The following is a 25,587-nucleotide window of genomic DNA, read 5'->3' as shown; positions in this document are numbered from 1 at the left end:
GACTGCTGGGAGTCTGTCGCTCGGAAGGACGAACAGAATCACACTTTCTTACTGATTCCTCATATTTTAATAGACGCCACAACGAGATGTACATCCATGTACAAGCACGTCGCGCTACTAGTACGTCAGCCGGACATGTCCCACGAAGCGTTCGTCGAACACTGGCAACACACCCATACACCGATTGCGAAGGATATCGAAGGAGTCGTTCGGTACCAGCAAGTCCTCCCAACCGAGCCCGAACACGCGGAGTTCGACGGGTTGGCCGAACTCTATTTCGAGACGCTAGATGAACTGCACGAGGCACTCGGGAGCGAGGGCTCGCGCGATTACGACCCGACGAAAGAAATCGCAGCGAAGGCTCGCAAGGACGTAGATAACTTCCTCGACGTGGAGCGTCGCCCGCGTCTGATCGGAAGAGAGCGCGTCGTCAAGGACGAAGTCGACGGCGACACCGACGGTCTCTACAAGCACTCTGCGTTCCTCGTCCGAAAGGAGGGTATGACCCACGAGGAGTTCCTCGACCATTGGCAGCACACCCATACGCCCATCGCAAAGGAGATCGATGGCGTCGTCCGCTACTGTCAGGTGGTTCCGACGGACCCCGAAAACGCCGAATTCGACGGCGTCGCTGAACTCTACTTCGACGACATCGACAAGCTCTACGACGCACTGGGCAGTGAAGGCTCCCGCGACTACGAGGCGACGGGTGGCAAGGCTGCTGAGGCGCGCGAAGACGTGGATAACTTCCTCGCTATCGAAGCGCGCCCGCGGTTTATCGGCCGCGAACAACTCGTGAAAAACACGCTCGTGAACCACGATGGCTACTGAGGGAGAGGAACGGGACTACGAAACCCAAGTTCGAGACGCGTTCCCGTCGCTCCGCCAGATTGAGGACGATAGCCTTCGGGAGAAAGTCGTCGAAGCCTGGGTACTCGGTCTGGAACGGGGCGGTTGGAAGACCATCCAAGACATTCCATACGCCTGGAATATTCACGAAATCACCAACGTCGAACACGTCCGCGGAGTCACGAAAATCGCGCTCCAATCCGCCGAGGTTCAGCGCGACTTCCACGGTGCAGACCCGGATATCGACGTTATCGTCGCGGCGTGTCTGCTCCACGACGTCGGAAAGTGCTACGAGTACGTCGACCACGTCGATGCCGAACTCCTCGATGGCACGGACCGCGAACGCTACGCCAGCGAAGAGATTCCCCACTCCATCTCGGGCTACGCGCTGGCCCACGAAGTCGGCTGCCCGCTGGACGTGCAGAGAGCGATTCCACACTTCCTCGGGGAAGTACCGACGCGGACGCTCGAAGCCGAACTCGTCAAAAGCGCAAATTCAGCCTCTTCGAACGCCATCACCGAATCTGCGATGGGAATCACGTTGAAAGAGTGGGTAGACAAGTACAGTCAGACGCAGAACTGAATCCGGGGCTCCGTTTGACTGTCGTCGGAACCCGAGTTTTCTTTTGGCCGTCGTTGGGACCCGAGTCGTCCGTTTGACTGTCGCCGAATCGACGTTCAATCGTTCGTGCGCGCCTAGATCGGGTCCAGTCCGGCCTCGTCGCGGAGCACCGAGATGTAGTCCCGGAATCCGGATTCGAGGTCGTACTGCGGGTCGTAGCCCAAGTCTTCTTGGGCTTTCGTCATGTCGAGGCGTTGGGTCCACGGCAGTTCGCCATCGTCAGACACGTCGATGTCGGCGTCGGGCATGATGTCTTCGACAGTCTCAGCGGCCTCTCGGACGGTAGCAAGTTCTCCGCGGACGTTGTAGATGCGCTGGGAGAGTTCTTCGTCGGGCGTAAACGCCGCCAAGCGGAATCCCTGTGCGATATCTTCGACGTGTTGCCAGTCGATTTCTTGGTCACCGTACTCGACCGAGAAGGACTCTCCGACGGCGGGTTTTTCGACGATGTTCGCGAGGAACGCAGACCCACCGGTCTCACGGTACGGACCGTATGCAACGGTTGGCCGGATTGCAACGTGACTGACGCCGTACTCCTCGTTGTAGACACGGGCCTGGTGCTCGTTGTACTCCTTGGTCGCCCCGTAGAGCGTATCCGGGTAGACCAAGTCGTCTTCGGTGACCCACCAGTCGCTGCCGTCGTCGTAGTTGTGGGGCGGCGCGTAGACTGCCGCAGAGGATGCCCAAGCGACTCGTTCGACCTGGTCATCGAGGGCTCGGGCGGCCTCGAAGACGTTACTGGTACCTTCGATATTCACCTGCATGGCCGCGCGAGGGTTACTCTCGGCCGTGTTAGTCAAGAGTGCAGCGAGGTGAACGATATGCGTCGTTCCGGTCTCAGAAACCGCGCTGACCACGTCAGTCGCGTCGCTCACGTCTCCTCGTCTGACTTCGACGTCGTCGGCAATATCGTGTTTCTCCAGGATGCGCGTGTCCGTAGAGAGGTCGTATGCGATGACGTCGTGTCCGTGTTCGAGGAACTGCTTCGAAACGTACGAGCCGATGAAGCCGGTCCCGCCAGTGACAAGTACTGTCGCGTGTTCCGCCATAGTACTGATGTCGGCGGAGTCCGGCAAAAGCGTTGTGCCCTCCCACAAACTGGCCGTTACTCGTGGAGACCGCCGACCTCTGCGTAAAACGATGACTGGAGTGTTTCAGCCATGTCTTGTTCGCGGTCGATTCGTACGTCGACGACCGTCGGAACATCGGCCGCTTTGGCCTCTTCGAGGCGGTCACCCAAGTTTTCGGGCTCTGTTACGCGCATCCCCTCCGCACCAAAGCCTTCGGCCACGGTGACGAAATCCGTATCGTGGAACTCGACGCCGGGAATCGAATCGTCCATCTGGCGGACCATCCCGAGTGAAGTGTCGTTGAGGACGACAAACGTGGGTGAAACCCCGTATTCGACCGCTGTCTCGACGCACGTCATCGTCATTGTAAAGCCGCCGTCACCGGCAACTGCGACCACGTCCTTGTCGGTCGTGATTGCCGCGGAGACACCGGCGGGTCCAGCCCAGCCCATTCCACCGACACCGCCACTGCCGAAGTAGGTTCGGACCGCCGGCGTCTGCACGTAATTGAGGAGCCAAAATCGGTTGTTCCCCGAATCCGCCGTCACAATCGTCTCCTCGTCGACTATCTTGTTGATTTCTGCGACTGCACGCTGTGGGAGAATCGGACGCTGGTCAGAGTCGCACTCGGGAACTGTGAAGTCCGTTCGGGCTTCAGCAGCGCGGTCGACTGCCCAGCCATTCTGTCCGCTTCCTGCGCTGACGAGTGCCGCAAGCGACTGTCCGGCGTCGCCGATAAGGCCGACATCGGCGGGGTAGACCCACCCGGCGTTTCGGGTTTCGATATCAGCGTGGATGATTGCTTGCTCGTCCGGGCGAATGAAACTCGCCGCCTGCCAATTCGTGTCCATCGGATTCATCCGACAGCCCACGACGAGCAGCGCGTCTGCTTCGCTGACCACCTGATTGGCTCCTTCGTGTCCGAACGAGCCGATGACACCGGCGGCCCGGTCGTGTGTCTCCGGAATCGTCGACTTCCCGAGATAGGAAGTGGTGACAACCGCGTCGTATGCCGCCGCTACGTCGAGCAGTTCGTCGTAGCACTGAGAGACGTGAACGCCGTTCCCCGCGATAATAACCGGTCGCTCAGCATCCGAAAGTATCTTCGAGGCCTCGGAAACGGTTTCCTCGGTCGGTGCCGACTCCCAGTTTTTGGTCTGTTCTTCTGGAGACCAGAGAGGTGGCGTATCATCTTCCGGCACCTCAGCAGTGACTGCATCTCCGTCCAGAATGACCGCCGTGGGACCGGGACGATTAGCAGTCGAGTGCTTGAACGCTAACTGGACGCTCCGTATCGTTTCGTTAGCCGAACGAGGGAACCACCACTCCTTGGTGATACCGTCCAGAATCTTGGGAAGCGAGAAACCACCATAATCACCACGAGCCTGCTGATACGGCGCTAACGTCGAGTAGTCACCTCGTTCAGATGCTTCCGTCAGGGCAACCATCGGAGATGAACCGAGTCGGGCCTCCATCTGACCGATTGCGCCGATACTCCCAATCCAAGGACCTTGTCCCGTGAGCACACCCGGTGACTGGTGATACCGCCCGTACATCTCGGCCATCACGCTCGCCTCGCGCTCATCGCGCGGACGCACGACCTGAATATCCGAGTCGGCGAGTGACTCGAGTAGTTCGATAGCTCGGCCGCCAGGGTATCCGAACAGATACTCGACGCCCAGATTCTCCAACACGTGAACGATTTCAGCAGTACACTTGGTCATGGGTCTGATGGGTTCTGTAGGCGCTAGCGAGTACGGTCGCGACGAGCACGGCATGTCACGGTAACCGTACGACGACTGCCCTACGTGAGTTACATTCTCTCACTGGGTGTACTTCGGTTTATCGGTCATCTCACCTGTTTCTTGTTTGGACAAAGAAGAAACAGAATCCGAATAATTTGGATACATCGCCACCCATAGGATATTGACCATACCTATAATAACCAAGTGAGTATCTTGAATTGGAGAATTATATCAGGGAGTTAGAGCTAAAAACAACAGAATATGTTGTCGTAGCGCCTACACCAGAGCCCCATTCGACTGCACGATGTCGTGCACCGAGTCTGTAGTGACTCGTAGACGCTGTGATAGCTCTATCAGACGAAGCCTATCCGAAATACTCGGATACAAGTCGTATCGCGCCACCGAAGTCGATTTTCGTGGACGTCACGCCACGAATTTATATCACATATATGATTAGACCGGCCCAGTCCGTTACAGTAGTAGTTGTGTAATAGCTTGTTACGCTATTTCATAATCAACTCACACATACCTAAAATCCGTCACGAATAGTTGTAATAGTCATTTTCACTAGGTTAGAAGTCGGGTCAAGCGTACGACTACAATCACTAGATTCCAACGAGAATCTTGCTAGAAGTATCTTGCCTGCCACCGCTGACGACGGTCAGTCCGCGCTGTTCATCACGTCTCTGTAGCGGTAAAACCGCAAATCAGTAGAGTAACTAGACTGGTACGCTTGCTGAATCGAGTTATCCGAACTGTGTCCACCCGTTCGAAAAGTAGATGTCGCCGCTGATAGATATCGATTTCAGACGGCTGAATCTCTTGGTTATATATTGACTGGATGGGTGCTTTATCGGCTAGCTCCATCGCTTCTGTCATGAGTCATAGCATCATCCGACTAGTTGTATCGATGCGAATACGGTTGCACGCATCGAACACTGTGGGAAAACAACGCCGAGTCAGCGCAGGGTTCGAAAGAGGGCACTCGCGACGAGCCAAACCCGTACCTCGGAATGACTGTCGACCCGGAGGGTGCCGCTTTCTTGCGTCCCACTTCACCCGCCGAACTCGGACTCGAACCGTCGGATATGTTCGTCTGCTCCGGCAACGATCACATCGTCACCTTCTGCAATTTCGAACGCCGTCGGGTCGAAATTCGTGATGATCTCTTCTTCCCGGACGACGGCGATAACGGTCACACCGGTACGTGACCGGACTGCCGCCTCGGCCACAGTTTTGCCAGCCAGATCGGTAGCCGGTAGCCGAACCACGGAGACCTGCTTGTCGTAGACGAACACTTCCTCGTCCTCGAACACCGTAGATGCGATCATCCGGCCGCTGACGGTCGCCAGCGACTGGACGAAGTCCGCCCCTGCCCGGTAGAGCTTCGTCACGTCGTCTTCCTCGTTCGCCCGAACCAGGAGTCGTAGGTCCGGGTTGCGGTCCCGAGCGATTAACGTCGCGAGGATAGCGGTTGTGTCGTCTCCGACGGTGATGACAAGTGCCGAGGCGTCGCCGATTCCGGCACGTTCGAGCACTTCGGGGTCTCGAACGTCTCCCACTACGTCGACCTGGCTGTCGTCCTCGATGTCGAGGACTGTGACGTTCGTCGTCGTTCCCTCGAAGGCTCTGGCAGCCGCCCGCCCGGACTCACCGTACCCCGCAATAACGACCGTTTGGGACGAAACCGACTGGACGGACGCGATTGCTTCGTCGCGAAACGAGTCTACCTCTTTCCGGTCACCCACGACTAACAGCCTGACACCGCCTTCGATGGTCGTATCCGGCGGGAACGGACTCTCGAAGCTCCCATCGACCCAGGCACCGATCATGTCTACGCCGAACCGCTCACGGAGCTGTGCCTCCGCAACTGTCCGACCGCAGAGGTCGCTGTCCGGTGTGACTCCGACTTCGACGAGCTGCAAGTCTTCGCCGATTTCGACCTCCTCGTCGACGAGCGTGCTGACGGCCGTCGGTACCTCGCTCGCGATGCTCTCACCGAGCAGTTGGCGGGGCGAAAGGACTGCGTCGGCACCCGCTACGTCGAGGTACTCCCCCAAACCGCGGTGCTCAACGAGGGTGACGGTCCTGACCTCCGGGTTTACCTCCCGGACGGACAGGACGATGCTCGCCGTCGCGTCGTCGGGCGCGTCTACGACGACCGCCGCTGCGTCCGCAACGCTCGCTGCAGACAACACCTCAGTCACCTCCGGGTCCCCGTGAACCACGTCGTAGTCTGCCCGGTGGAGGTCGGTCGCGACCGCTTCGTCGGACTCGATGAGGACGTATGGTCTTTCCCGGGTGGCAAGTTCCTCCAGGAAGGCCTCGGTTCTCGGTGTGAACCCGCAGATGACGACATGGGCGGAGTGGTCAGGCGCGTCGCTCGGCGCAGATGGCTTGAGTGCGCTCTGGAGCCATGGCACTGCGAAGATATCTACCGCGGTCAGTATGAGGCCGATACCCGTCAGTTGAATGCCGATGACGAGCAGGTTCATCTGTAGGCTATCCCACGGGGCGTCTTCACCGTAGCCAGTGGTCGTTAAGCTCTGGAAGACCACTTCGAGCGAGCGATACAGCGGCTGGGAGCGCCCCTCCCAGATGCCCATGCCGACGTTGTAGACCAACGTGAGGACAATCGTGGTCACAACGACTAGCCCCAGGTAGGAGAGGGTCCGGCGAGCGACTCTAACCATGCTACGGTGTTTGTTGCCATGGGTCAAAGATTCGGTGGCCCACCGGCCTGTCTGTAAAATGTCCGTTCGAACTCCCGACCGAATCGAAACTCCATCAGAACGGTCGGTTCCGAGTGCCGCGACGGCCAGCAGCGGCGATTGAGGTGGGCAGTTACATGCTATAGTAGCGTTTGCAAGTCAGTGCACACTCGCTCGACCGGTGTCGTGCGATTGGATGTGTCACCAGTTGCAAACGTTACTATATTCTCCAAACCACTCTCGACTATTTACGAAGGAAGCAATCGACTTCCGCCGAAATCAGTTCCGGTGCTTCGCTGGGACCGCTGTGACCAATACCGTCGAACTCGACGAAGCGGCTATGCGGAAGCGCCTCGTGAGTAGCACGAGCGCTTTTGCGGAGGAAGTCTGGACCGTCGGTACCAGTCAGGACGAGCACAGGGGCATCGACGTCGAGACGGTCGGGAAGCCGGTATCGCTCGACGGCACGATTCATCCGGACAACCTCTTCGACGAGGTCAACACAGTCGGGCCAAACTGGCCACTCTGCTAACCATGCGTCGAGGTCGTCGATTCCTTCGGGGTGAAGTACTAGCTCGATGTAGCGTTTCACCGCCTCGCGGCGTTCGCCCTGCTCAACGAGCGCCGCCATGCGGTCGGCGAGATTAGCCTGCGTCCGGAAGTCGTCGGGAAGGACAGCCGGTTCGTAGGCGACGACCGCTTCGACCGTTGCATCCGTCGCAGCCTCGATTCCGGTGAGTGCACCGTAGGAATGCCCGAGCAGAATTGGGTCGCCGTCAACATCGTCAACGAGCGTCTGTACGTACGTGCTCTCACGTTCTAGCACCTCGCTAGGGCTTGTCTCGGCCGGACCGTCGAGACAGGTTCCAAACCCCGGTCGTTGGGGGACGACAGCGGTATACTCTCCAAAGTGAGGGATGACTGGGTCCCAGTATTCTCGAGGAGCCATCCCCCCGTGGAGTAGGATTAGCGGCCGACCATCTCCGTACAGTTCGTAGCTTAACTCCGTGCCATCTGTTGACTGTGTCGTCTGCATACATCTCCACGTTATCGGACGACCCGGCTAAGCCATTCTCTCAGTGATGGGGCCGTTTAAATGGAGACGGTTAGATGTCGTCCTTCGGACTCCGCAAGCGTTCAGACATAGTTTGTAATTTCTCCGTTCCGGCGACTTATAGTAGCGTTTGCAAGTCAGTGCACACTCGGTCGACCGCTGTCATGCGGTCGGATGTGTAACCAGTTGCAAACGCTACTATAGGTGACAGAATAGTAAGCTAGCAAATGCGGCCAACACCGCCATCTATGTTTCTTTGACGAGTGGATAGTAAATCTGACTGCCGGTGATATGGACAGTAATTCGGCGTACAATAGTCAGAAATTCACTTGATACCCCCAAAATTCGCAAGATTCAATTAATATCTAATTATTCGAGTTGGTTGGCCCACGGACCTGTGATTCAAGTCCTCAGAGAAGCACCTCAAGTACGAGAACGACGACCCAAAGGAGGGCGTACCATCCAAAAGGAGTGGACCGACTGGAGTCAAACCCTTCGAATAGTCTGACACGTCCCGAGTCCTGTAAGTACGAGCACACAGCTACGACGAGCAACGGCGACACGACTTGTCTCGGACATACAGGAAGCTTGGGACGAAACCAACGACAAACGTTCCTATCCACGCATATGTGACGTACAACGGTTCAGCTGAGAACGTGGTAATCAAATTTTCAAACTCGAACTGAACCCACAATGTAGCCGCAACAAGGGTATGCCAGCCCCGTCAGTACTCCTGCAGTAGTCGGGTACCTCGTGAAGTTGGACTGTGGCTGGAGGAACGCTATGTGTGAACCGACTGTTGACTTGTTTGAATATTTGTGTTCACTCAGAATACACAACTGCCCAGCTATTTCGAGATAGTGAAATAAAATGTGGTGTGCTCACCGACGGTGGACTCGACCCAGATGTCGCCGCCGTGTCGTTCGACAATGCGTTTGCACACCGCGAGCCCGATACCGGCTCCACTTTCTCCACCTGACGCTTGTTTGAATATCTCGAAGATCTTCTCCTGTTGGTCCTCCGGGATTCCCACGCCATAGTCTTTGACACTGAACCGGTATGCGTCGGAAAGTTCTGTGAAACCGACGTTGATTTCGGGTGGCTCGTCACCCGCGTGCTCGATGGCGTTTTTGATCAGGTTCTGGAAGACCTGTCGGAGTTGGTCCTCGTCAGCTCGGACCATCGGGAGTTCGTCGGTCGTGATGGTTGCGTCTTCGTTTTCGATGAGCAACTTCAAATCCAGACAGACGTCATCCACGACTTCGTTCGGGTCGATTGTTTCGAAGTCCCCCGCCTGTGTTTTGACCCTGGAGTAAGCGAGCAGTCCGTTAATCATGTTTCGCATCCGTTCTGCGCCGTTGACGGCGAATTCGATGTACTCGTTGGCCTCCTCGTCTAGTTGGTCTCCGTACTCCATCGAAAGCAAGTCGAGATAACTACTAACCATTCGTAGCGGCTCTTGGAGGTCGTGCGAGGCGATATAAGCGAACTGCTGGAGTGCCTCGTTCGACCGTTCGAGTTCTTGTTTGGTCTCTTCGAGTTCCTGCTGGCGCTCGATACGTTCCGTAATGTCGTGACAGGTCAACACGACACCTGTAACGAACGGGTTCTTTGCTACTTTCTCGCACGTTCCCTCGAGAACACGCCATTGACCGTCCGCATCCTGCATCCTGAATTCGATGCGGTGAGGTTCGTTGGCACCTGACAGTGCTGACTCGACGGTCGGTTTGTCGTCCGGGTGGATGTGGGAGAGCAACGAAGTCCCATTCATCTGCTCGGGGTCATATCCGAGTATCGTGCGTGAAGAGGGGCTCTGGAACGTAATATTGCCGTTCTCGTCGACCTGCGTGATGAGGTCCGACGCGTTATCAATGAGAGCAGACGCTCGCAGGTTCTCGCGTATCGTACGCTGCATCTCGTCGAAGGCTCTGTACAACTGCCCGATGTTGTCAATTCGGTCGGTGTCGAAGTCGACGTCGAAGTTACCGGATTCGATACGTCCGGCTTTCTGGGTCAATCTGTCGACGGCAACAGCCGTATTCCGCCCGAGGATGGCTCCAACGACGCCGATGAGGAGCACGCTCACGATAGTCACCAGAGTGCCGTACTGTCGAACCGCGTGGACGAAGCCGTAGGCGTCCGCCGTCGACTGGTAATAGAGCAAGACCCAGCCCTGGTCGGGGAAGTAATAGTACCCGACGACGTAGCCGTCGGGGTCGAATCCGTATCCATCTCTTAACAGTCCACTCGGACGATCGCCGATTTCCATTGCCCCGCTCGGATCTTCGCCGGGTTCGATATTTCGTGCCGCTGGAAGGATACCGTGCTGGTCGGGAAGCCGTTCAAATATCTGTCCGTACTCGACGCCGTATCGAGGGTCGAACTCGTCACTCATGATAATCCGGTCGTCTGAATCGACCACGAGCGTCAGCTCTGACCTGCCGTGGGTCCGGAAGTTCTGCCCGTACACACCCAAATCCATCGTGAGGACGATTGCTCGGTCAGGCTGTCCACTGACCGGACGTACGTACGAGACCACTAGCGTTTTGTTGTTTATCAGATACGGTTCGGTGACAAGCGGCTTGGCTGGGTCGAGAGTCGTATTTACCCGAGAAGCGCCGGGAAAGTCAGCCTCACGAAGCGTGTCCACCTCCCTCGTGCCCGCGAGTATCTTGTTGCTCGTCGTATTGACGTAGTCGACGCGGTGTGTCGCATCCGGGAAGAAGACCAGTTGATGTCGCAGGTGCCGCTGGATGTCTTCGACACCACGGCTCCTGACGACGTCCGTTGCCGTGAGTGCACCCGTTAACCGCTTGTTTTGTTCGTGCCAAATCCGGAAATTGCGACCCTCCTCCGAAGCCACCGTCGCGTGCTCCTCCATGACGTTCTGTTCTACGGCAGCCGTCATCTCGTTCGTCGTGAAGTACCCCAGCGAACCGACCAGCGTCCCGAGGAACAAGAGCGAAAGCCCGAATTTGAGGACGTAACTCCGGCGGACCTTGTCGGGCACGATTCGTCTGATTAGGTCGAACATCGTCAGGATCGCTCGATGGGACTCACATCAATTGGGCGAATATTACTGCACAACCCGTATGCGACCGGGAAGCTCGTAGGTTCGAACGATCGGGAGTGGCATCCCGAGGTGCCAGTGCTATCAGTAGTATCCAGCATTTTTGAGTACGCTCTCGATTTCCGTTTCAGCACTACTCATCGCTTCCTCAGCAGAGATTGGACCGCCTAGGGCACTGTGAAGCCGTAATCCAAGTTCTTGCTCGATAACCGGCCAGAGAGGTGTCCGCGGACGCCATCGGGCTTCCTGCAGGCTCTCGTAAAGCGCTTCCATCCACGGCCGAGCGTCGAGGTTGTTCTCGAAGGTGTCGTGACGGAAGGGAACACCACCGATATCGACGTAGCGTTCCTGACCCTCTCTGGAGACAAACGACTGTATTACTTTACCGCTGGCTTTCTTCGCCGCCTCACTCGTGTAGGAGTTGATACCGACAATCCAGTTTCCCTGCTGTGGTGCTCTGCGACCATCGCCGTTACTCGGTATGACCGTGAATGCGAGGTCTCCGGTCGCCGGGCTATCGTCTTCTATCGCAAGAGAAGCCGTACCAGGCCAAGTGCTGGCCTGTGCGGCCGTTCCCTGAGCGAGTGTTGTAACGACCTCGTCTTCGTTGTACTTCGTGACGTCTGCGGGACTGATGTCGGCTAACTCCTTCACGAAGAACCTGAGAGCCTCGATACCGTCCTGTGAGTTCCACTGGAATCGCCAGTCAGTATCGAACATGCTCCCGGCCTGCGAGAACCCGACCGGAAAGAAGTTCGTAACTATCGGATTTCCTTGCGCTCCGCGGATGACGTATCCGTGGACGCCGTCGATCTCGTCTATCGCCCGTCCCGCTTCGAGGACGTCCCGATAGGTTTCGGGCGGGTCGTATCCGACCTGGTTGAAGTACGCTGCGTTGTACACGAAAATCTGCGTATTTCCGACGACGACCAACCCCCGCAAGGTCGGGTCTTCATCTCTTACTTCAGGGGGCAACGGGCCCCGTGGTGTCGGCCAGTGGGCGATGTCGAGCGTCGTCTGAATGTATTCGTCGGGGACTCCATCCGGGAGATACTCCACAATCGGTTCCAAGTCAGAGGCAAAATTCGGGAACCAGGGGTCGTCCATGAATACGAGGTCGAATTCGTCGCGCTTCTCAGCCAGTAGTTTGCGGTTTTGTTCGTACAATGCGTCGTACGGTTTCAATTCGACGTTGACTTCGATACCAGTCTCGACAGTAACAAACTCGTCAGTTAGTCTTCGGAACAACCGCCCTTCCCCTTCGGTCGCCGCGATAGAAATACTGTCAGTCCTGCCTCTGATGGTGCCGAGACAACCGGGGAGGAGGCTTCCTGTTAGTATCGCTCCGCCAGCAGTCACTACCTCTCGGCGCCCTATCCGAGCCCGCGCCATCACGTATTATATGCGTCTGTAATGCATAAATCCCAGGGTGCCACCTGGGAGATATTCGGGGTTGAACCCTTCTACACCGTTTACAGTACGGTTCTCCAGATAGCGGGATTTACTCGCTGTCGTCTTTGCTGTCGTCGTCGGTGAGGAACCGTTCGAGCATCTCGACTTCGTGGTCGTCGAGGTCTTCGATGTCCATGTCCGCAAGGTCATCGAGGTCGTCCGCACCGGTTTCGGTGCCGAGTTCAATAATCTCGCTTCGGGTGAGGTCGTCAAGGAACGCCTCAACCTCGGTGTCTTCGTGCTCGTCGCGTTCGAGATCTATGTGTTCACCGTCTGACTCGAGGTCGAGTCCCCCGTCTTTCTCGAAGTCGAGGTTCTCGTCGCTGTGCTCGATGTCGATGTCGTCGGTCTCGAACTCCACCTCGTCGTCATCGTTCTCGAATTCGAAGTCGTCATTGAAGTCCTCTACTTCCACTTCATCGCCCTCCTGTTCGATTTCGTGGTCGTCAGTCTCGAATTCGACATCGTCGTCCTCGCCTTCGAACTCGAGACCGTCGTCGGTGTCAACCTCCAGGTCGTCGTCGTCCAGTTCGATATCGATGGCGTCGGTCTCGAAGTCGGCACCAAACAGGTCGTTCTCGAACTCGAAGTCGTCGCCTTCGACGTCGATGTCGTCGCCGTCCTGCTCGATGTCGTGGTCGTCAGCCTCGAACTCGTGGCTCTCGTCGTCGCTCTCGAGGTCGATATCGTTGTCGTCGTCTTCGACCTCAAGGTCGTCACCCTCCTGTTCGAGTTCGAAGTCATCGGTGTCGACTTCAATGTCGTCGCCATCGATGTCGATGTCGATCCCGCCGCTGCCGTCGAACTCGATGTCGAGTCTACCGTCGTTCTCGAAGTCGATGTCGTCGGTCTCAACGTCGACCTCGTCACCGTGCTTCTCGGCCTCGAAGTCGTCGAACTCGACGTCGAGGTCGTCACCATCGGATTCGAAGTCCAGGTCGTCTGCATCGCTCTCGACCTCGAGCGCGTCGTCGTCCTGTTCGATTTCGTGGTCGTCGAACTCGATGTCGAAGAGGTCGTTTGCCTCGTCGGCCTCGAAGTCGAGGTCGTCTTCATCGTCCTCGACTTCGACCACGTTGTCGTCCTTCTCGATTTCGTGGTCGTCAGTCTCGATGTCGACCTCGTCCCCGCCGTCGTGACTCTCGAAATCGAGGTCCTCGTCGTCATCTTCGACTTCAAGGTCGTCGCCGTGCTGTTCGATTTCGTGGTCCTCGACTTCGATGTCGACCTCGTCGTCTCCATCGGACTCGAAGTCGAGGTCTTCGTCGTCGTCTTCGATTTCGACGTCGTTGCCGTCTTGTTCGATCTCGCTATCCTCCGTGTCGATGTCAATCTCGTCGCTCTCGTGATTGGCGGCTACCGACGTGGCAAAACCGGCAGTAACCAAGCTGAGCGAGAGGAAGACGATCAGTACAAATCGGAATTTATGTTTCATCAGATATCATCTCGTCGTCTATCACCCCACGGTTAGGATAGAATCGCTCGCGTCCATCGCAGGATGAAGTCGCCCCGCATCCATCACAGGATAGAGTCACCTCGAGTCCACCCAGACTGTGGGCAGGTAATCAATTGCAGTGCGTACAGATAAAGATAAAATAACTGATTGGTCACTATCTGTAAATATCGCTACAGAGTGAGTCTGAGGGGAGAGAGTAACGCGCGAGACGGTTACTCACCGTCTGGGAACTACGAACTACCTCACCGTCTGGGTACCATGAACTACCCGTGAGAACAGACCGGATTGGTGTACGGTTGCGTTCGGAGACCACCCCTGTGAGAAACGCGCGCACTCTGGCCGCAGCGTACAAGCCCAGTAGTTCAACGCCCGCGTCAGTGTGGGCAGGGGTACTCGCCGGGATTGCTTCGCTCCTATCGAGCCTAACACACATTAGTGTGCGCGTTGTTAACACTAGTATAATGCCCGAAATCACCATCTCAGAAGAACTCTACAGACAACTACAGGCCGAATCTAGCGGTGGGGATATCGAAACGTCGTTGTGGAGAATGGTCGCAGTGTACCGACGGTTGAACCATCCAGAAGCAGATAGCGAGTGAACTTGCCCGGTGGTACGTGGAGAGACCGTTGGTCTCTTGCCCCCTTGGAGAGGACCTCTTCAGTGACCCCAAGACACTCACTTCTACCGCTGTAGATGCCACGGCACCTGCCGTGGCGGACAGTGTGCGGGTATCGAGCGTCGATTAAACTCAAGACCTTTACCCCATTATGGCATACACTAACATGGTGAGTCGCTATGTGCCATCACGGGTATCGGTTCACTGAAAACGAACAAGAGTTGGAGGAACTCCTTGTGGACGTTCCGGAAACGGAATCCGAAGAAGAGCGCCCAGAAGAGGTGTATCACCTTCCACTAGACGACTAAGCTGTCCAGTGGAGTTCACCAGATAGCTGTGTATTTTCACACCACCGTTAGCCGACTCGTCGCCCCAGTGTAGACCAAGAAGCGGCCGGCCGCAAATGTCCGCAAGTGGCTCTGTTGGAATCCTATTTGGTCAATATTTTCCCGCTGAAATAGCCGTTAGGTAGGTGTGCGACTCTCACAAGGACAAGGAGTGAGTCCAAGGTCATCGGGTCGGCCAGCAAAGGCATCTCAGGCAGTTCGTGTCAAAAAGAACTTAATAGCACATCCGCTCGCTAGTCATAGAGATGAGGGATCTAGAAGAAGATCAAGAGATTGAACGAGCTATTCAATATCTGGTGCATTCGTTCGAAGCCTCAGGAGATAACCCGAAACCGGTGATCCTCCACAGTATAAGAGTGGGAATGAATCTTTACGACAGAGGTTATGAAAAGCACATCGTCATCTCTGGTCTTCTCCACGATCTGTTAGAAGATACAGATGTAACTTCCGATGAGATTCATTCGAAGTTCGGGAAAGACGTTGCAAATATCGTGGAAGCCACTAGTTTCGACGAGAATATCGACGACTATCTCGAAAGACACTACGATATTTATAAAAGGTGCTTTGGGCTGGGAAGAAACGCGGTAGCTGTTAAAGCTGCGGATATTTTAGATAACAGTGATTACTACGGCTTAGGAGATTCGGAAGAACTGGAAAAGAACCAGATCAAAAAGGTGGAGTATTTCATTGACAAATCAGAACCATATATCGGGGACGAAGACATATTTCAGGAACTCAATGACAAGTTCCCCATTGTGAAGGAACGCATTGAAAGCTGATGTCGCTCAACAGGCCAAGTGAATCGCTTGCTCCACGAACTGGAGCAACTATGTTGGTCGCTCTTATGTAGAACTGTGGAGTGACCCCGTAGCAAGGCAATCGACGACGATTTCGAGGGATGCGCCGACCAGATTCAGCGAGCGAATGAGCCCGAAGGTGTGAGCGGCCTGCTCCAAGCCCTGCTTGGACAGGCCGCGAAACTTCCGCAGCCACGGTTTGACTAGCGAGAAGAGGCACTCGACTTGGTTGATGTGGACGCCGTCGGCCGAAACGTACCGTTCGTCGTGGATAACGGTTCGGTGGTCGTACTCCATCTCTCGATACGCTTGGAGTCCATCAGTCCAGACCTCTCCCAGCCGCTGGGAGAGGTCTTCAGCCTCTTGCAGTACCGGTTCGAGGTCTCCCTGGTAGCTGATTCCAAGGTGACCGCGAATCACCCGAAGCACGTCGCGGCACGCCGCGACGAGCGTTATCTGGTCTCCGTGACGGCCCTTCCATCGTGAGCGCCCCGATCGGGACGACCCGCCGCGGTACCGACTGGTCCGCGGCGGGTCTTGGCCTTTGTAGCCTGAACAGACCGTGCTCGATTCGTCGATTTGCGTTGGGCCCGAGATGGAGTGTTGGAATTGCTCCCAGACGAGGGGGAAGCCGCGCGTGACCGCGGCTTCCACCTCTCGAATCGCGTAATAGACGGTCTTGTACGCCCTGTCGAGCACAACCGCGATTTGAGAGATACTGAGCAACGTGTCTGCATAGAGGAGGTACGCGAGAAGCACCTCTCCGGTGGTGAGGTGCTTCTCGTGGAAGGGCGTGCCATAGGTGTAGACCGGTTTAAAATCGCAGTTTCGGCAGATAACGCGGTCGGACGACTCCCACGTGTGAATGCTGGGGTGGCCGCAGCGAGGACACGTGGTATACTCCCAGAACTCCTTGAGTCGCCGCTCAATGACGGCATCGAGCGGCTCGGTGTCCAACTCGAACAATCCAAGATCAACGAGCTGGCGAAGCATTCCACCGAACGCTGGCTGAGTCTGAGGCATAACCTCATGATTTCGGCTCGTTCACCGTAACTACACGGTCGTTCCTCAGCTCTACATAAGAGCGATGTTGGTTATTACCTATCATATATCTCGAAATTGCTATTCATAGCAGAAATGCTATAGAGGCGTTAGAAAGAAACTCTAGAATAGGACTATGAGCGTAAACCTCCAGCGGCTTGGACAGGCGGAGGTACCGGAGATTGCCACAACACTTCGTAACGCCGGAATCGCAGGTGCTGGTGGAGCAGGGTTCCCGACGCACGCGAAGTGGGAACGCCTCGATGAGGTATCGTTTCTCCTCGTAAACCACCAGGAGAGCGAGCCAGTCTACTACATCGACAAGTGGTTAGGCAAGACCCACACAGAGGATTTGGCGTCGTTATTCGACGCACTCCTCGAAGAAACGCTCGAGTTGATCGTCATCTGCGCCAAAGAGACCAACCAAGCGCAATGGATGGGAGAACTCGAAGCTGCCTTGGACGGGACAGTATACACGGCAGAACAGCTACCGATTGACCCAGCCGACGAGTCGGGTGTGGTGTTCGCATACACCGACGACAGATACGAGTACGGGATGGAGAGCGTCCTGCTCAGACTCGTCGCCGACGTCGTCCTGCAGAACGAGTTACCGATGGACCACGGATGGATTGTCCAGAACACCGAAACGATGTTCAACATCTTCCACGCGCTGGACAAGGGCGAGACCGTGACGCGGAAGTTCGTCCACGTCGACGGAAACGTCCCTCGCCACCGATTCCTCGAAGTTCCGGTCGGAACGCCAGCCACGACACTTCTTGACGCCGCCGGTAGGAAGTCCGCGGAACTGGACGACGACGAAACGCTCGCCGACGGTGGTCCCGGTTGGTGTTTCGAAGTCGAGGGGCCACCTTCCGAGTTCGGCGTGAGCAAGCGGACCAACTGTGTACTTGTACTCGACAAAGATGTAGTCGCCGAGAATACACTCGGCAACGGTCGAGTCAATGTCCTCAGCGCCTACGACTGGTCGGGCGACCACGAGACAGAACCGACGCCAGTCGAACCGGACGTCGTTCGCATTCCGCTCATTACCAACCCGAGCTTCGGCGACATCGTCGCAAAGAGTCATCCAATCGTCGAAGAGGGAACAGAGGTTACCGAGGGGGCGATGATTGCCGTTCCGGGACAGGACGGCATCAGCAATAGCCAGCACGCATCCATCGACGGTACCGTCACCGCCGTGACGGAGACACACATCGAAATCCGTCGTAATTCGAGTGGGGAGCGCTCGGCTGGCGACGTGCTGGCTCACGAACGGATGGTATACTGGACGTGGTGTAAGGAATGCGGCGCATACATCGCTCGCCCCGAGTGGGACCAACTCGGTCCGGGAACGGAGTACGTCTGCAAAGACTGCCGGTGAGCTGAGTGTCGTGAGGTCCGTGGACCCCTCCCCGTCCGTACCCATAGGTCTACAGCATTATAGGACGAGTACGAGGAAGCATGGCCGCCGCCAGACAGATTCGGCTTGCCGGTGCTGCCCTCAGACTGCTTGTTACTCACTCAGATTGCTAGTTGCTCAGGGTGGGAGTTGGGTCGTAACGTCCGACCGAATCCAAGCGTTCGCGTTCGTTTTGTCACAGACGACGTAGCTCTCTCCGTCCTCGTAGCCGGTAAAATCGTCTAAATCGGTTCCCTTCGATTCCGTCAGTTCGTCGATTACTTCGTGTGATTCAGTGCGCATGGATGTCCGTTCGAACGACAGCTCAACCGTCGTTCCAATTAGCTATCCACATCAATGGAAAACCCCGTTAAATGGTCTGCGGCTAGAGAGTTATAGTGTGTATATATCCCATGGTGCACTGACACATGGGAATTCAATTACATTCCGAGGATTCCCTAAGCAGACCTACCGCGACCGCTTCAGCGACCTACCCGGCCAAAGCCGCGTGCTTCTCCACCGCTTGTTCGCCCAGACGGTTACACTCCTCAAGGAAGTCGAGAAAGTCGACTTCAACCCAACGTCATCTGTCTATTCGACACAGCAGTATCGTCAATCTTTGTACGGCGATTCTTCACCGAGTGCTTCTTCCCTCCAGACGGCGTCAGAGGTCTCTTCTTCGCCCCAGTCGACGTATGCGTCCTCGAGCATTTCAACGACTGCGTGTCCGAGGTCGGTCAACTCCGCCCGAGCATTCGATACGAGGTCCTCTCGGGTGGACCACTCCGCCGGGGGATTCGGCACTTCGAATCGAAGTCGCTCCTCGACCGGGTCCCAATAGAAGTCCAGTTGTTCGAAGAGCCCACGACCACGGATAGTTTGGTACTCCTCTTCGGTCAAATCCGTGTACGTGGCCCATTCACTGAAAGCCTCATTCCACGCACCATCTCGTAGAATCTCCTCTAACTCTTCCCGACGGAGGTTGCTCGTCCCAAGTACTTCCGGAGCTTCGAACTCACTGGGTAAACCACGGTTCGTCAGGTCGGGTGGGTCTGGACTCTCGACATCGAGCACCATAACCGAATAATTCGTCCGCCAAAAGGATAAATCAGTGTCTTATTTTCCAACTAAGTCATCCTACAACTAGCTCCGTGAGCTTCCTCCCTGCATCCGTGTGAGATTCGTTCCAAGTGAGTTTCCACGATACGAGAACCTTCACCCGAGTCGACCGCTTAGGGACAACAGTCGGCCCGTTTGGGGTAACAGTTGACTTGTTTGAGGGACAACGACCTTACGTGGGTGCCAATGTTCGACCGAATCCTAGTACCGACAGACGGTAGTGACACCGCAGAAGCAGGTGCCGAAGCGGCCATTGTACTCGCCCGCCAGTTCGACGCTGAGTTACACGTCGTCCACGTTTTCGAACCCAATGAACGTCCGCCAGACGAAGACGAGGGGGAAGAGATGCGCAGCCATCGTAGCGAAGAAGCCGCAAACGTGGTGGCTGAGATGGCGGCGGATGCAGATGTCAAGACAACGGTGGCAGTGCTAGAAAGCGACGGCTCGGTTCACGAGGATGTCCTCGATTACGCCGCTGAGCATGGTGTGGACTGCATCGTGATGGGGACGACCGGTCGGACAGGCCTCAACCGATACGTCTTCGGAAACGTCGCAGAAAAGACGATACGAGAGTCGCCGATACCGGTCGTCACTGTCCACGAGGACACTACCATCGACTCAGCGTTCGACTCGATACTGATTCCAACCGACGGGAGCGACTATGCTCAGGCCGCTGCCAACCACGCTATCGAACTGGCTTTGGCGACCGAAGCGGCACTTCACATCGTCCACGTCGTCGACGTTGGCGTCGTGACTGGCAGCGTCAACACCGCCGCAATTCTCGACGCGCTCGAAGAAGCTGGTGAACAGGCGCTCCAAGAAGTCATCGACCAAGCTGAGGAGGCGGGTGTATCGGTGATCGAGGCGACAGTGCTGGGTGGGTCACCGTACCGTGCCATCGTCAAGTACGCCGACGAGCACGACATCGACCTTCTGGCGATGGGAACGCATGGTCGGACCGGGGTGGACCGGTACTTTTTGGGGAGCGTCACTGAACGTGTAGTTCGACGCACCGAGGTTCCGGTACTGGTCGTCTCAATACCGGGGCGAGCAGACTGAGGGTGGAACCAGACCGGGGTGTGAGAACCGTTGGGTTTCTCACTCACTTTCGAAGTCAGACGGCGACTTGGGGACACGCTTCCCAGGGTCGGTGACTAATAACGGTCAGCACATCTCGTTTCGAGACACAAACGACCCCTCATCGGCCAAAACCCACTCCGAGAGTAGTGTCTGTTCGTCCTTCGGAACCGGTGAGATTGTACACCGCTCGCCGCCGTCTGCACGACGCGTGATGTGGGATATATACGTCGCTCGTCGTGCCGGCGGCGGCGGTGTCCATTCGTCGGATTCTATCGGTGGGGAGTCCACGCTGCTCAACCCCTCCCGGATTGAACAGGCCGGACGAGCGGCCGCGTGGTCCAGAGCGACCAATGCGGTATCATCTCGTTACTCCCCTTCGAGCATCCACCCGAAACGTTTCTCCCAGTATTCTGCGTCTCGGGGCTTCTTGGTCCGGCCTTGGGTCTTCTTATCACGTATCTGCCGTTCGACGACCTCTCGTGCCTGATTGATTGCGTGACTTGCGCCGTAGCCCTCGCCGGAGCCAAGGTACAGTCCGCGGTCGGTGTGCAGACGGATTCGAGCGAACAACAGTGGCGTCCCGCGGAGCTTCTCGTCGTGTTTTTGGAGGTGAATCTTCGCATCCAGAACGTTCATTCCGTGGTCCTTATCGGCGAGGTTGTCGATTGTCGTCACGATTTCGTCGTACGATAGGTCGTCTAGCAAGTCAGAACCGTAGATCTGGACGGCCCGGTTGCCCCCCGCTTCCCACGTGAGTGAGTCGAGAACATCGGTTTTCGTCACGATACCCGACGGTTGCCCGTCGACTATGACGACAAGTGAGGACCCCTCGATGGCGAACATCTTTTCGACAGCAGACTCGAGCGTCTCTGATGGACTGATAGTCCGAACCGGCGAGACCATCACGTCCCGAACCGGCAGGTCGAGAATTCGCGCGAGTTCTCCTTCCCGGGCACCGAACCCACCCTTCCGAGACCGACCGGCACTGCTGGATAACGACCCACCATACGAGTCTGTCCCGCTGGCATCGCCGCCCTTGCTCTGGCGTTCCGATCTCACTGTGAGACCGACCACGTCGTAGAGGCTGAGAATACCGACTGCCGTGCCATCGTCGACGACGGGGAGATGGGTAATCCGATTATCTCGGAAGGTGTGGAGTGCCTCACCGACCGTGGACGTCGGTTCGACCGAGACGAGACCGTTAGTGTAGACGTCGTCGACGGTGGCTGCATCCAGGAATGGTTTGACTTCCTGGAGAATGTCATCGGCCGTGACGACACCAATCAAGTCTCGCCCCTCGAAGACCGGCAGAACCTTCGAATCACTGTCGAGCATGAGCTGTGCGACTTTACGAACGTCCTCGTCGGGTGTGAGTCTAGGAACGTGCCAAACGAGCGAACCGATTTTCTCTGCGGGTTGGTGGTGCGAGGTAGCGAGTTGTCTCCTCGTGATGACCCCTTCGAACTCCTCTCCGTGAACCATGACGCCCTTGACGGTGTGGTCATCGAACGCACCGACGAGTTTAGAGACGGGAGTTTCGGGTGTGAATTCGACGTACTCTTCTGAGACGATATCGGTGATGTTCATCGTGTTGAGATGTGTTTGCTTCTCTGTTGGTCGCGTTCGATTCTTCCTGACAGGGATGCCAGCACATACCATTTCATCGCGGAGCGACAAGTGTTTATCTGTCAGTTCGACATTATGGAAGCAAGAGGAGCTTTCGGCGTAGTGTTCACCTTCGAAATCGCATCCGTGACAGCTCACCCCGGAATTTCGACTCACTCCCTCTTGATGAGGTTGTGTTGCTCGAAGTACAACTGAAGTTCCCGAATCGACGTCATCACGACGTCACAGTACTCCTCGACGACGGGTTCTGGAGCGAATCCGATTGCTGTCCCCGCTATGCGGAGCATCGGAAGGTCCTGGCTACCGTTGCCGACCGCAATCGTCTGTCCAAGATCCAGCCCTTCGGCGAGTGCCAATTCCTCCAGTGCGTGGTCCTTCTGTCTATCAAGCAGGGGACCTTCGACAGCGCCGGTCAACGCACCATTTTTCACGACGAGATTATTTGCGATGATATGGTCGACTTCGACGCCCGCTCGCTGCAATGCCGCTTCGACCCCTCGTTCGAAGCTTCCGGTGATGATGGCAACAGACAAACCGGACTGCCGGAGGTCCGATAGCATCTCGGCAGCACCGTTTCGTAGCTTGCAGCGATTGAACGCGGCATCCACCTTAGATTCTGGCATCCCTTCGAGGAGTGAGACGCGTTGTCGAAGACTGGTCGTGAAATCGACATCGCCACGAATTCCCTGTTCAGCGAGACCTCGTATCTCACCTGCCACATCGTACTCTCGTCCGAGGAGGACTGTCATGTCTGACTGGCAAAGCGTCCCGTCGAAGTCAAAGGCCACAAGCGCCATACCAATCATTTGTTCGCTATCAAGATAATTCTCCCCCAGAAGTCACATGGCTAATCGCTCGTCTCGGTGCGGGATACAGCCGTAAAGTCCAGTGAATCCAGCGACTTAGCTCGCGTCGGTGACCCGGGGCAGGCATCTAAATTACAAACAAGATGAAGGTCAGAATTACAGACGTACCAATGTAACTGATAGTCAACAAACGTGTGTTATCGTTACTACGCAACCAAAAACCAGGATACGTCGGCTACCCGATCGAATGCCAATTCAGTCCTCGGCCTGTTGGAATGTAATAAGTGCTGTTTCATTGTCATGTGGTTCCGTGCCAAGTACGACCTTGTCGCCGATGGCAATGTCGTCGGGAGTCGCGTCCCGGAGCTGTCCTGTGAGGGAAACTCCCTCGTCCAGTTCGGCAAGGACGACAGTGTAAGGTGTCTCACCGTGGAACTTTGGAATCGTGACCGAGATTTCGGTGAACGATAAGATCTCTCCTCGTTCGGAAAGCGGCTCCTGGGTTAGTTCAGTCGAGCCACACGCAGGACAGAGCTGTCGAGGTGGGAGCGTCCCGTGTCCGCACGTCTCGCAGACGAGGTACTGCTGGTCGCCCGACGCAATCGCATCGGTGAACGCGTCGAACCACGCTGGCATACTTACTCACCCCCTAGGATAGTCACTGTCGTACTCGCACCGCTCCCACCGACGTTGTGGGCGAGTGCAACCTCCGCCTCCGAGACCTGGTTCGGATGGCGTCCTTCGAGTTGCTTGGTCAGTTCGACGATTTGGCCGATGCCAGTTGCTCCTACCGGATGGCCCTTCCCAATGAGGCCACCCGATGTGTTGACCGGGATGTGACCGTCGGCTGCCGTTTCACCTTCGACCGCACCGCGTGTCCCCTCACCGCGCTCATAGAAGGAAAGCGCCTCAAGCGCCAGTATCTCCGCGATGGTGAAGCAGTCGTGGACCTCGGCGACGTCGATATCGTCGGCCGTGACGCTGGCGTTCTCGTATGCTCGCTCAGCGGCACGTTCGGCTGCCGGAGTCCGACTAATGGCCGCCCGGTCCTGCAGCGCGAGGGCGTCACTCGACTGGCCGGTCCCGAGAACTTCGGCCGACGTTTCGAGGCCGTGGTCGGCCGCGAACGTATCGCTGACCACGATAGCGACGCTGGCACCGTCTGAGACTGGGCAGGCGTCATAGAGGGTGATAGGCGTCGCGACAGGCTTTGATTCGACTACCTCTCTCACGGAGAGTTCTTTCCGAAACTGCGCGAGCGGGTTGTCGACGGCATGTCGGTGATTCTTGACCGAGACGGCGGCCAAATCCTCACGCATCACGTCGAACTCGTGCATGTATCGGCGGGCCATGAGCGCATAGATTCCGGGGAACGTCAAGCCCTGCTCGTTCTCGTAAACATCGTCAGCCGCGTTGGCTAAGGCATCGGTCACGTGCTCGATGTCCGTTGTGGACATCATCTCGACTCCACCAGCAAGCACCACATCGGCGTCTCCGGATTCGACGGCTTGAACCGCCTGACAGAACGTCGCTCCCCCGGACACACAGGCACTCTCGATACGGACCGATGCTGCCTCACGGGCTCCGACGTGATCAGCCATGAGTGCCCCAATGTGACCCTGGTCTTCGATAAGACCGCCCATGAAATTCCCGATATATACGGCGTCAAGGTCGCCGGGCGAGATATCGGTCTCGTCGAACGCCTTGACGGCCGCTTCACTGAGGAGTTCACGCGACGATGAGTTGGGATGTTTGCCGTATGTTGTACTCGCAGCGCTGGCGATTTTCGTCCCCATAGTGCTAGTGAACAACACAGTCTATCGACTAATATCTCACTGCGAGTTCTCACATGATTGGAACCGGTTGTATTTCTTCACGGGTGAGGACGACAACTGACAGAACTCGGAGCCCAAAAGAATCAGAGGAGATAGTTTCTAGTGCTCGTGGTGGGAGGTCGTCTTCTCGAACTCGCTTGCGATGGTATCCCAGTCGATAACCTCGAAGAACGCGTCCACGAAACCACCGCGGTCGGGGCCGTACTGGAAGTAGTACGAGTGTTCCCAGACGTCGAGGGCGAGAATGGGGTGGGCACTCCAGAGCGCACCATCGTTGTGCTTCTGGACGGCGAGGTTCCGGAGCTGTTTCGTGACCGGGTCGTAGACGAGCAGTGCCCACCCGCCGGCGGGCCAACTGGCGGCCTCTCTGAACTCGGCCTCCCAGCCCTCATAGGACCCGAAGTCGCTCTCGATGCGGTCCCGGAGGTCACCCGTTGGTTCACCGCCGCCGCCGTTCGGCGTCATACACCGCCAGAACAGATGATGGAGGTAATGGCCGCAGCCGTTGTGACTCACCGAGCGCATGGCAGCCGCCGAGCCGTCCATGTCACCCGACGAGCGGTTCTCTCTGAGCGTCTCCTCGGCAGCGTTCAGGCCGTTAACGTAGCCCTGGTGGTGAGTATCGTGATGCCACGCGAGGATCTGCTCGTCGATGTGCGGTTCGAGCGCGTCGTAGTCGTATGGAAGCGGTGGAAGCTCCGCCTCTGAGAGTTCGGACATGGGTTGTTCCCGTTCTTACATCATCGTCAATCATTATCAAGATGAGCCATCAAATCCTTCAGGTTGAGTGACTGCCTGCCAGCGATAAAATTCAAAGCGAGCGCCTGAGTCAGGTCCCGAGGCAGTACACGCAACGAAGAAGGTCCAGGATAGGTATCATCTGGATTCGTT

Annotated in this window: 22 protein-coding genes; 6 read left to right on the top strand and 16 right to left on the bottom strand. The window is 56.6% G+C overall.

Annotated elements, in window-relative coordinates:
* The first annotated feature begins 96 nt into the window (after positions 1-96).
* Positions 97-831: an EthD domain-containing protein gene (locus HFX_RS16975; protein WP_014732728.1), complete on the top strand. Its 735-nt coding sequence runs from the start codon at positions 97-99 to the stop codon at positions 829-831.
* On the top strand, positions 821-1,432 hold the full coding sequence (locus HFX_RS16970) for an HD domain-containing protein (RefSeq protein ID WP_004061081.1): 612 nt from the start codon (positions 821-823) through the stop codon (positions 1,430-1,432). The genes HFX_RS16975 and HFX_RS16970 overlap by 11 nt, the downstream gene beginning before the upstream one ends.
* A gap of 113 nt (positions 1,433-1,545) precedes the next feature.
* Here the strand turns inward: HFX_RS16970 and HFX_RS16965 are convergent, their stop codons facing one another.
* The 7 genes from HFX_RS16965 to HFX_RS16935 all read right to left on the bottom strand — a co-directional run bounded on the left by HFX_RS16965 (position 1,546) and on the right by HFX_RS16935 (position 14,008).
* The gene (locus HFX_RS16965; protein ID WP_004061082.1) at positions 1,546-2,520 is read right to left on the bottom strand and encodes an NAD-dependent epimerase/dehydratase family protein; all 975 of its coding nucleotides are present in this window, start codon (positions 2,518-2,520) and stop codon (positions 1,546-1,548) included.
* 56 nt (positions 2,521-2,576) lie between these two features.
* Positions 2,577-4,265 (bottom strand): thiamine pyrophosphate-binding protein, encoded by a 1,689-nt coding sequence (locus HFX_RS16960; RefSeq protein WP_004061083.1) that lies wholly within the window; start codon positions 4,263-4,265, stop codon positions 2,577-2,579.
* Between the two features lie 1,076 nt (positions 4,266-5,341).
* Positions 5,342-6,979 (bottom strand): potassium channel family protein, encoded by a 1,638-nt coding sequence (locus HFX_RS16955; protein WP_049917560.1) that lies wholly within the window; start codon positions 6,977-6,979, stop codon positions 5,342-5,344.
* Positions 6,980-7,241: 262 nt separating this feature from the next.
* Entirely contained in the window at positions 7,242-8,033 is a 792-nt protein-coding gene (locus HFX_RS16950; RefSeq protein WP_014732725.1) for an alpha/beta fold hydrolase, read from the bottom strand.
* A gap of 865 nt (positions 8,034-8,898) precedes the next feature.
* Positions 8,899-11,085 (bottom strand): sensor histidine kinase, encoded by a 2,187-nt coding sequence (locus HFX_RS16945; protein WP_004061086.1) that lies wholly within the window; start codon positions 11,083-11,085, stop codon positions 8,899-8,901.
* A 120-nt stretch (positions 11,086-11,205) separates the two neighbouring features.
* Positions 11,206-12,480 (bottom strand): extracellular solute-binding protein, encoded by a 1,275-nt coding sequence (locus tag HFX_RS16940; protein WP_014732724.1) that lies wholly within the window; start codon positions 12,478-12,480, stop codon positions 11,206-11,208.
* A 142-nt stretch (positions 12,481-12,622) separates the two neighbouring features.
* Entirely contained in the window at positions 12,623-14,008 is a 1,386-nt protein-coding gene (locus HFX_RS16935; protein WP_004061089.1) for a hypothetical protein, read from the bottom strand.
* Between the two features lie 817 nt (positions 14,009-14,825).
* Between HFX_RS16935 and HFX_RS20525 the strand changes: the two genes are divergently transcribed.
* Together HFX_RS20525 and HFX_RS16930 are read left to right on the top strand one after the other, a co-directional pair.
* Positions 14,826-14,954: a hypothetical protein gene (locus HFX_RS20525; RefSeq protein WP_269321966.1), complete on the top strand. Its 129-nt coding sequence runs from the start codon at positions 14,826-14,828 to the stop codon at positions 14,952-14,954.
* A gap of 284 nt (positions 14,955-15,238) precedes the next feature.
* Positions 15,239-15,772 (top strand): HD domain-containing protein, encoded by a 534-nt coding sequence (locus tag HFX_RS16930; protein WP_004061092.1) that lies wholly within the window; start codon positions 15,239-15,241, stop codon positions 15,770-15,772.
* Between the two features lie 63 nt (positions 15,773-15,835).
* Here HFX_RS16930 and HFX_RS16925 read toward each other — a convergent pair whose 3' ends face one another.
* A complete protein-coding gene (locus tag HFX_RS16925; RefSeq protein ID WP_014732722.1) occupies positions 15,836-16,813 on the bottom strand; it encodes an IS1595 family transposase in 978 nt (325 codons plus the stop codon).
* Positions 16,814-16,967: 154 nt separating this feature from the next.
* Here HFX_RS16925 and HFX_RS16920 point away from each other — a divergent pair, with 154 nt between their 5' ends.
* Positions 16,968-18,212 carry an NADH dehydrogenase gene (locus HFX_RS16920; protein ID WP_004060600.1) on the top strand — a complete coding sequence of 415 codons (1,245 nt, stop codon included), beginning with the start codon at positions 16,968-16,970 and terminating at the stop codon, positions 18,210-18,212.
* A 156-nt stretch (positions 18,213-18,368) separates the two neighbouring features.
* Here HFX_RS16920 and HFX_RS20170 read toward each other — a convergent pair whose 3' ends face one another.
* Together HFX_RS20170 and HFX_RS16915 are read right to left on the bottom strand one after the other, a co-directional pair.
* Positions 18,369-18,533: a DUF7331 family protein gene (locus tag HFX_RS20170; protein ID WP_004060601.1), complete on the bottom strand. Its 165-nt coding sequence runs from the start codon at positions 18,531-18,533 to the stop codon at positions 18,369-18,371.
* Between the two features lie 309 nt (positions 18,534-18,842).
* The gene (locus HFX_RS16915) at positions 18,843-19,307 is read right to left on the bottom strand and encodes a hypothetical protein (RefSeq protein ID WP_004060602.1); all 465 of its coding nucleotides are present in this window, start codon (positions 19,305-19,307) and stop codon (positions 18,843-18,845) included.
* Between the two features lie 228 nt (positions 19,308-19,535).
* Here HFX_RS16915 and HFX_RS16910 point away from each other — a divergent pair, with 228 nt between their 5' ends.
* Positions 19,536-20,408, top strand: a complete 873-nt coding sequence (locus HFX_RS16910) for a universal stress protein (RefSeq protein ID WP_004060603.1) — start codon at positions 19,536-19,538, stop codon at positions 20,406-20,408.
* A gap of 105 nt (positions 20,409-20,513) precedes the next feature.
* On the opposite strand, the gene HFX_RS20710 is transcribed toward HFX_RS16910, so the two are convergent.
* The 6 genes from HFX_RS20710 to sod all read right to left on the bottom strand — a co-directional run bounded on the left by HFX_RS20710 (position 20,514) and on the right by sod (position 25,416).
* On the bottom strand, positions 20,514-20,717 hold the full coding sequence (locus tag HFX_RS20710) for a DUF7511 domain-containing protein (protein ID WP_014732721.1): 204 nt from the start codon (positions 20,715-20,717) through the stop codon (positions 20,514-20,516).
* Between the two features lie 78 nt (positions 20,718-20,795).
* On the bottom strand, positions 20,796-22,016 hold the full coding sequence (locus tag HFX_RS16905; RefSeq protein ID WP_004060604.1) for a CBS domain-containing protein: 1,221 nt from the start codon (positions 22,014-22,016) through the stop codon (positions 20,796-20,798).
* A gap of 191 nt (positions 22,017-22,207) precedes the next feature.
* Positions 22,208-22,852 (bottom strand): phosphoserine phosphatase SerB, encoded by a 645-nt coding sequence (gene serB / locus HFX_RS16900; RefSeq protein WP_049917527.1) that lies wholly within the window; start codon positions 22,850-22,852, stop codon positions 22,208-22,210.
* Positions 22,853-23,116: 264 nt separating this feature from the next.
* A complete protein-coding gene (locus tag HFX_RS16895; RefSeq protein ID WP_004060606.1) occupies positions 23,117-23,497 on the bottom strand; it encodes a Zn-ribbon domain-containing OB-fold protein in 381 nt (126 codons plus the stop codon).
* A gap of 2 nt (positions 23,498-23,499) precedes the next feature.
* Entirely contained in the window at positions 23,500-24,657 is a 1,158-nt protein-coding gene (locus HFX_RS16890; protein ID WP_004060607.1) for a thiolase domain-containing protein, read from the bottom strand.
* A 138-nt stretch (positions 24,658-24,795) separates the two neighbouring features.
* On the bottom strand, positions 24,796-25,416 hold the full coding sequence (gene sod, locus HFX_RS16885) for a superoxide dismutase (RefSeq protein ID WP_004060608.1): 621 nt from the start codon (positions 25,414-25,416) through the stop codon (positions 24,796-24,798).
* Between the last annotated feature and the right edge of the window lie 171 nt (positions 25,417-25,587).

This window comes from Haloferax mediterranei ATCC 33500 (genome assembly GCF_000306765.2).
Lineage (GTDB): Archaea > Halobacteriota > Halobacteria > Halobacteriales > Haloferacaceae > Haloferax > Haloferax mediterranei.
The sequence above is the reverse complement of the archived record's forward strand: the minus strand, read 5'-3'. Positions and strand labels throughout refer to the sequence as shown.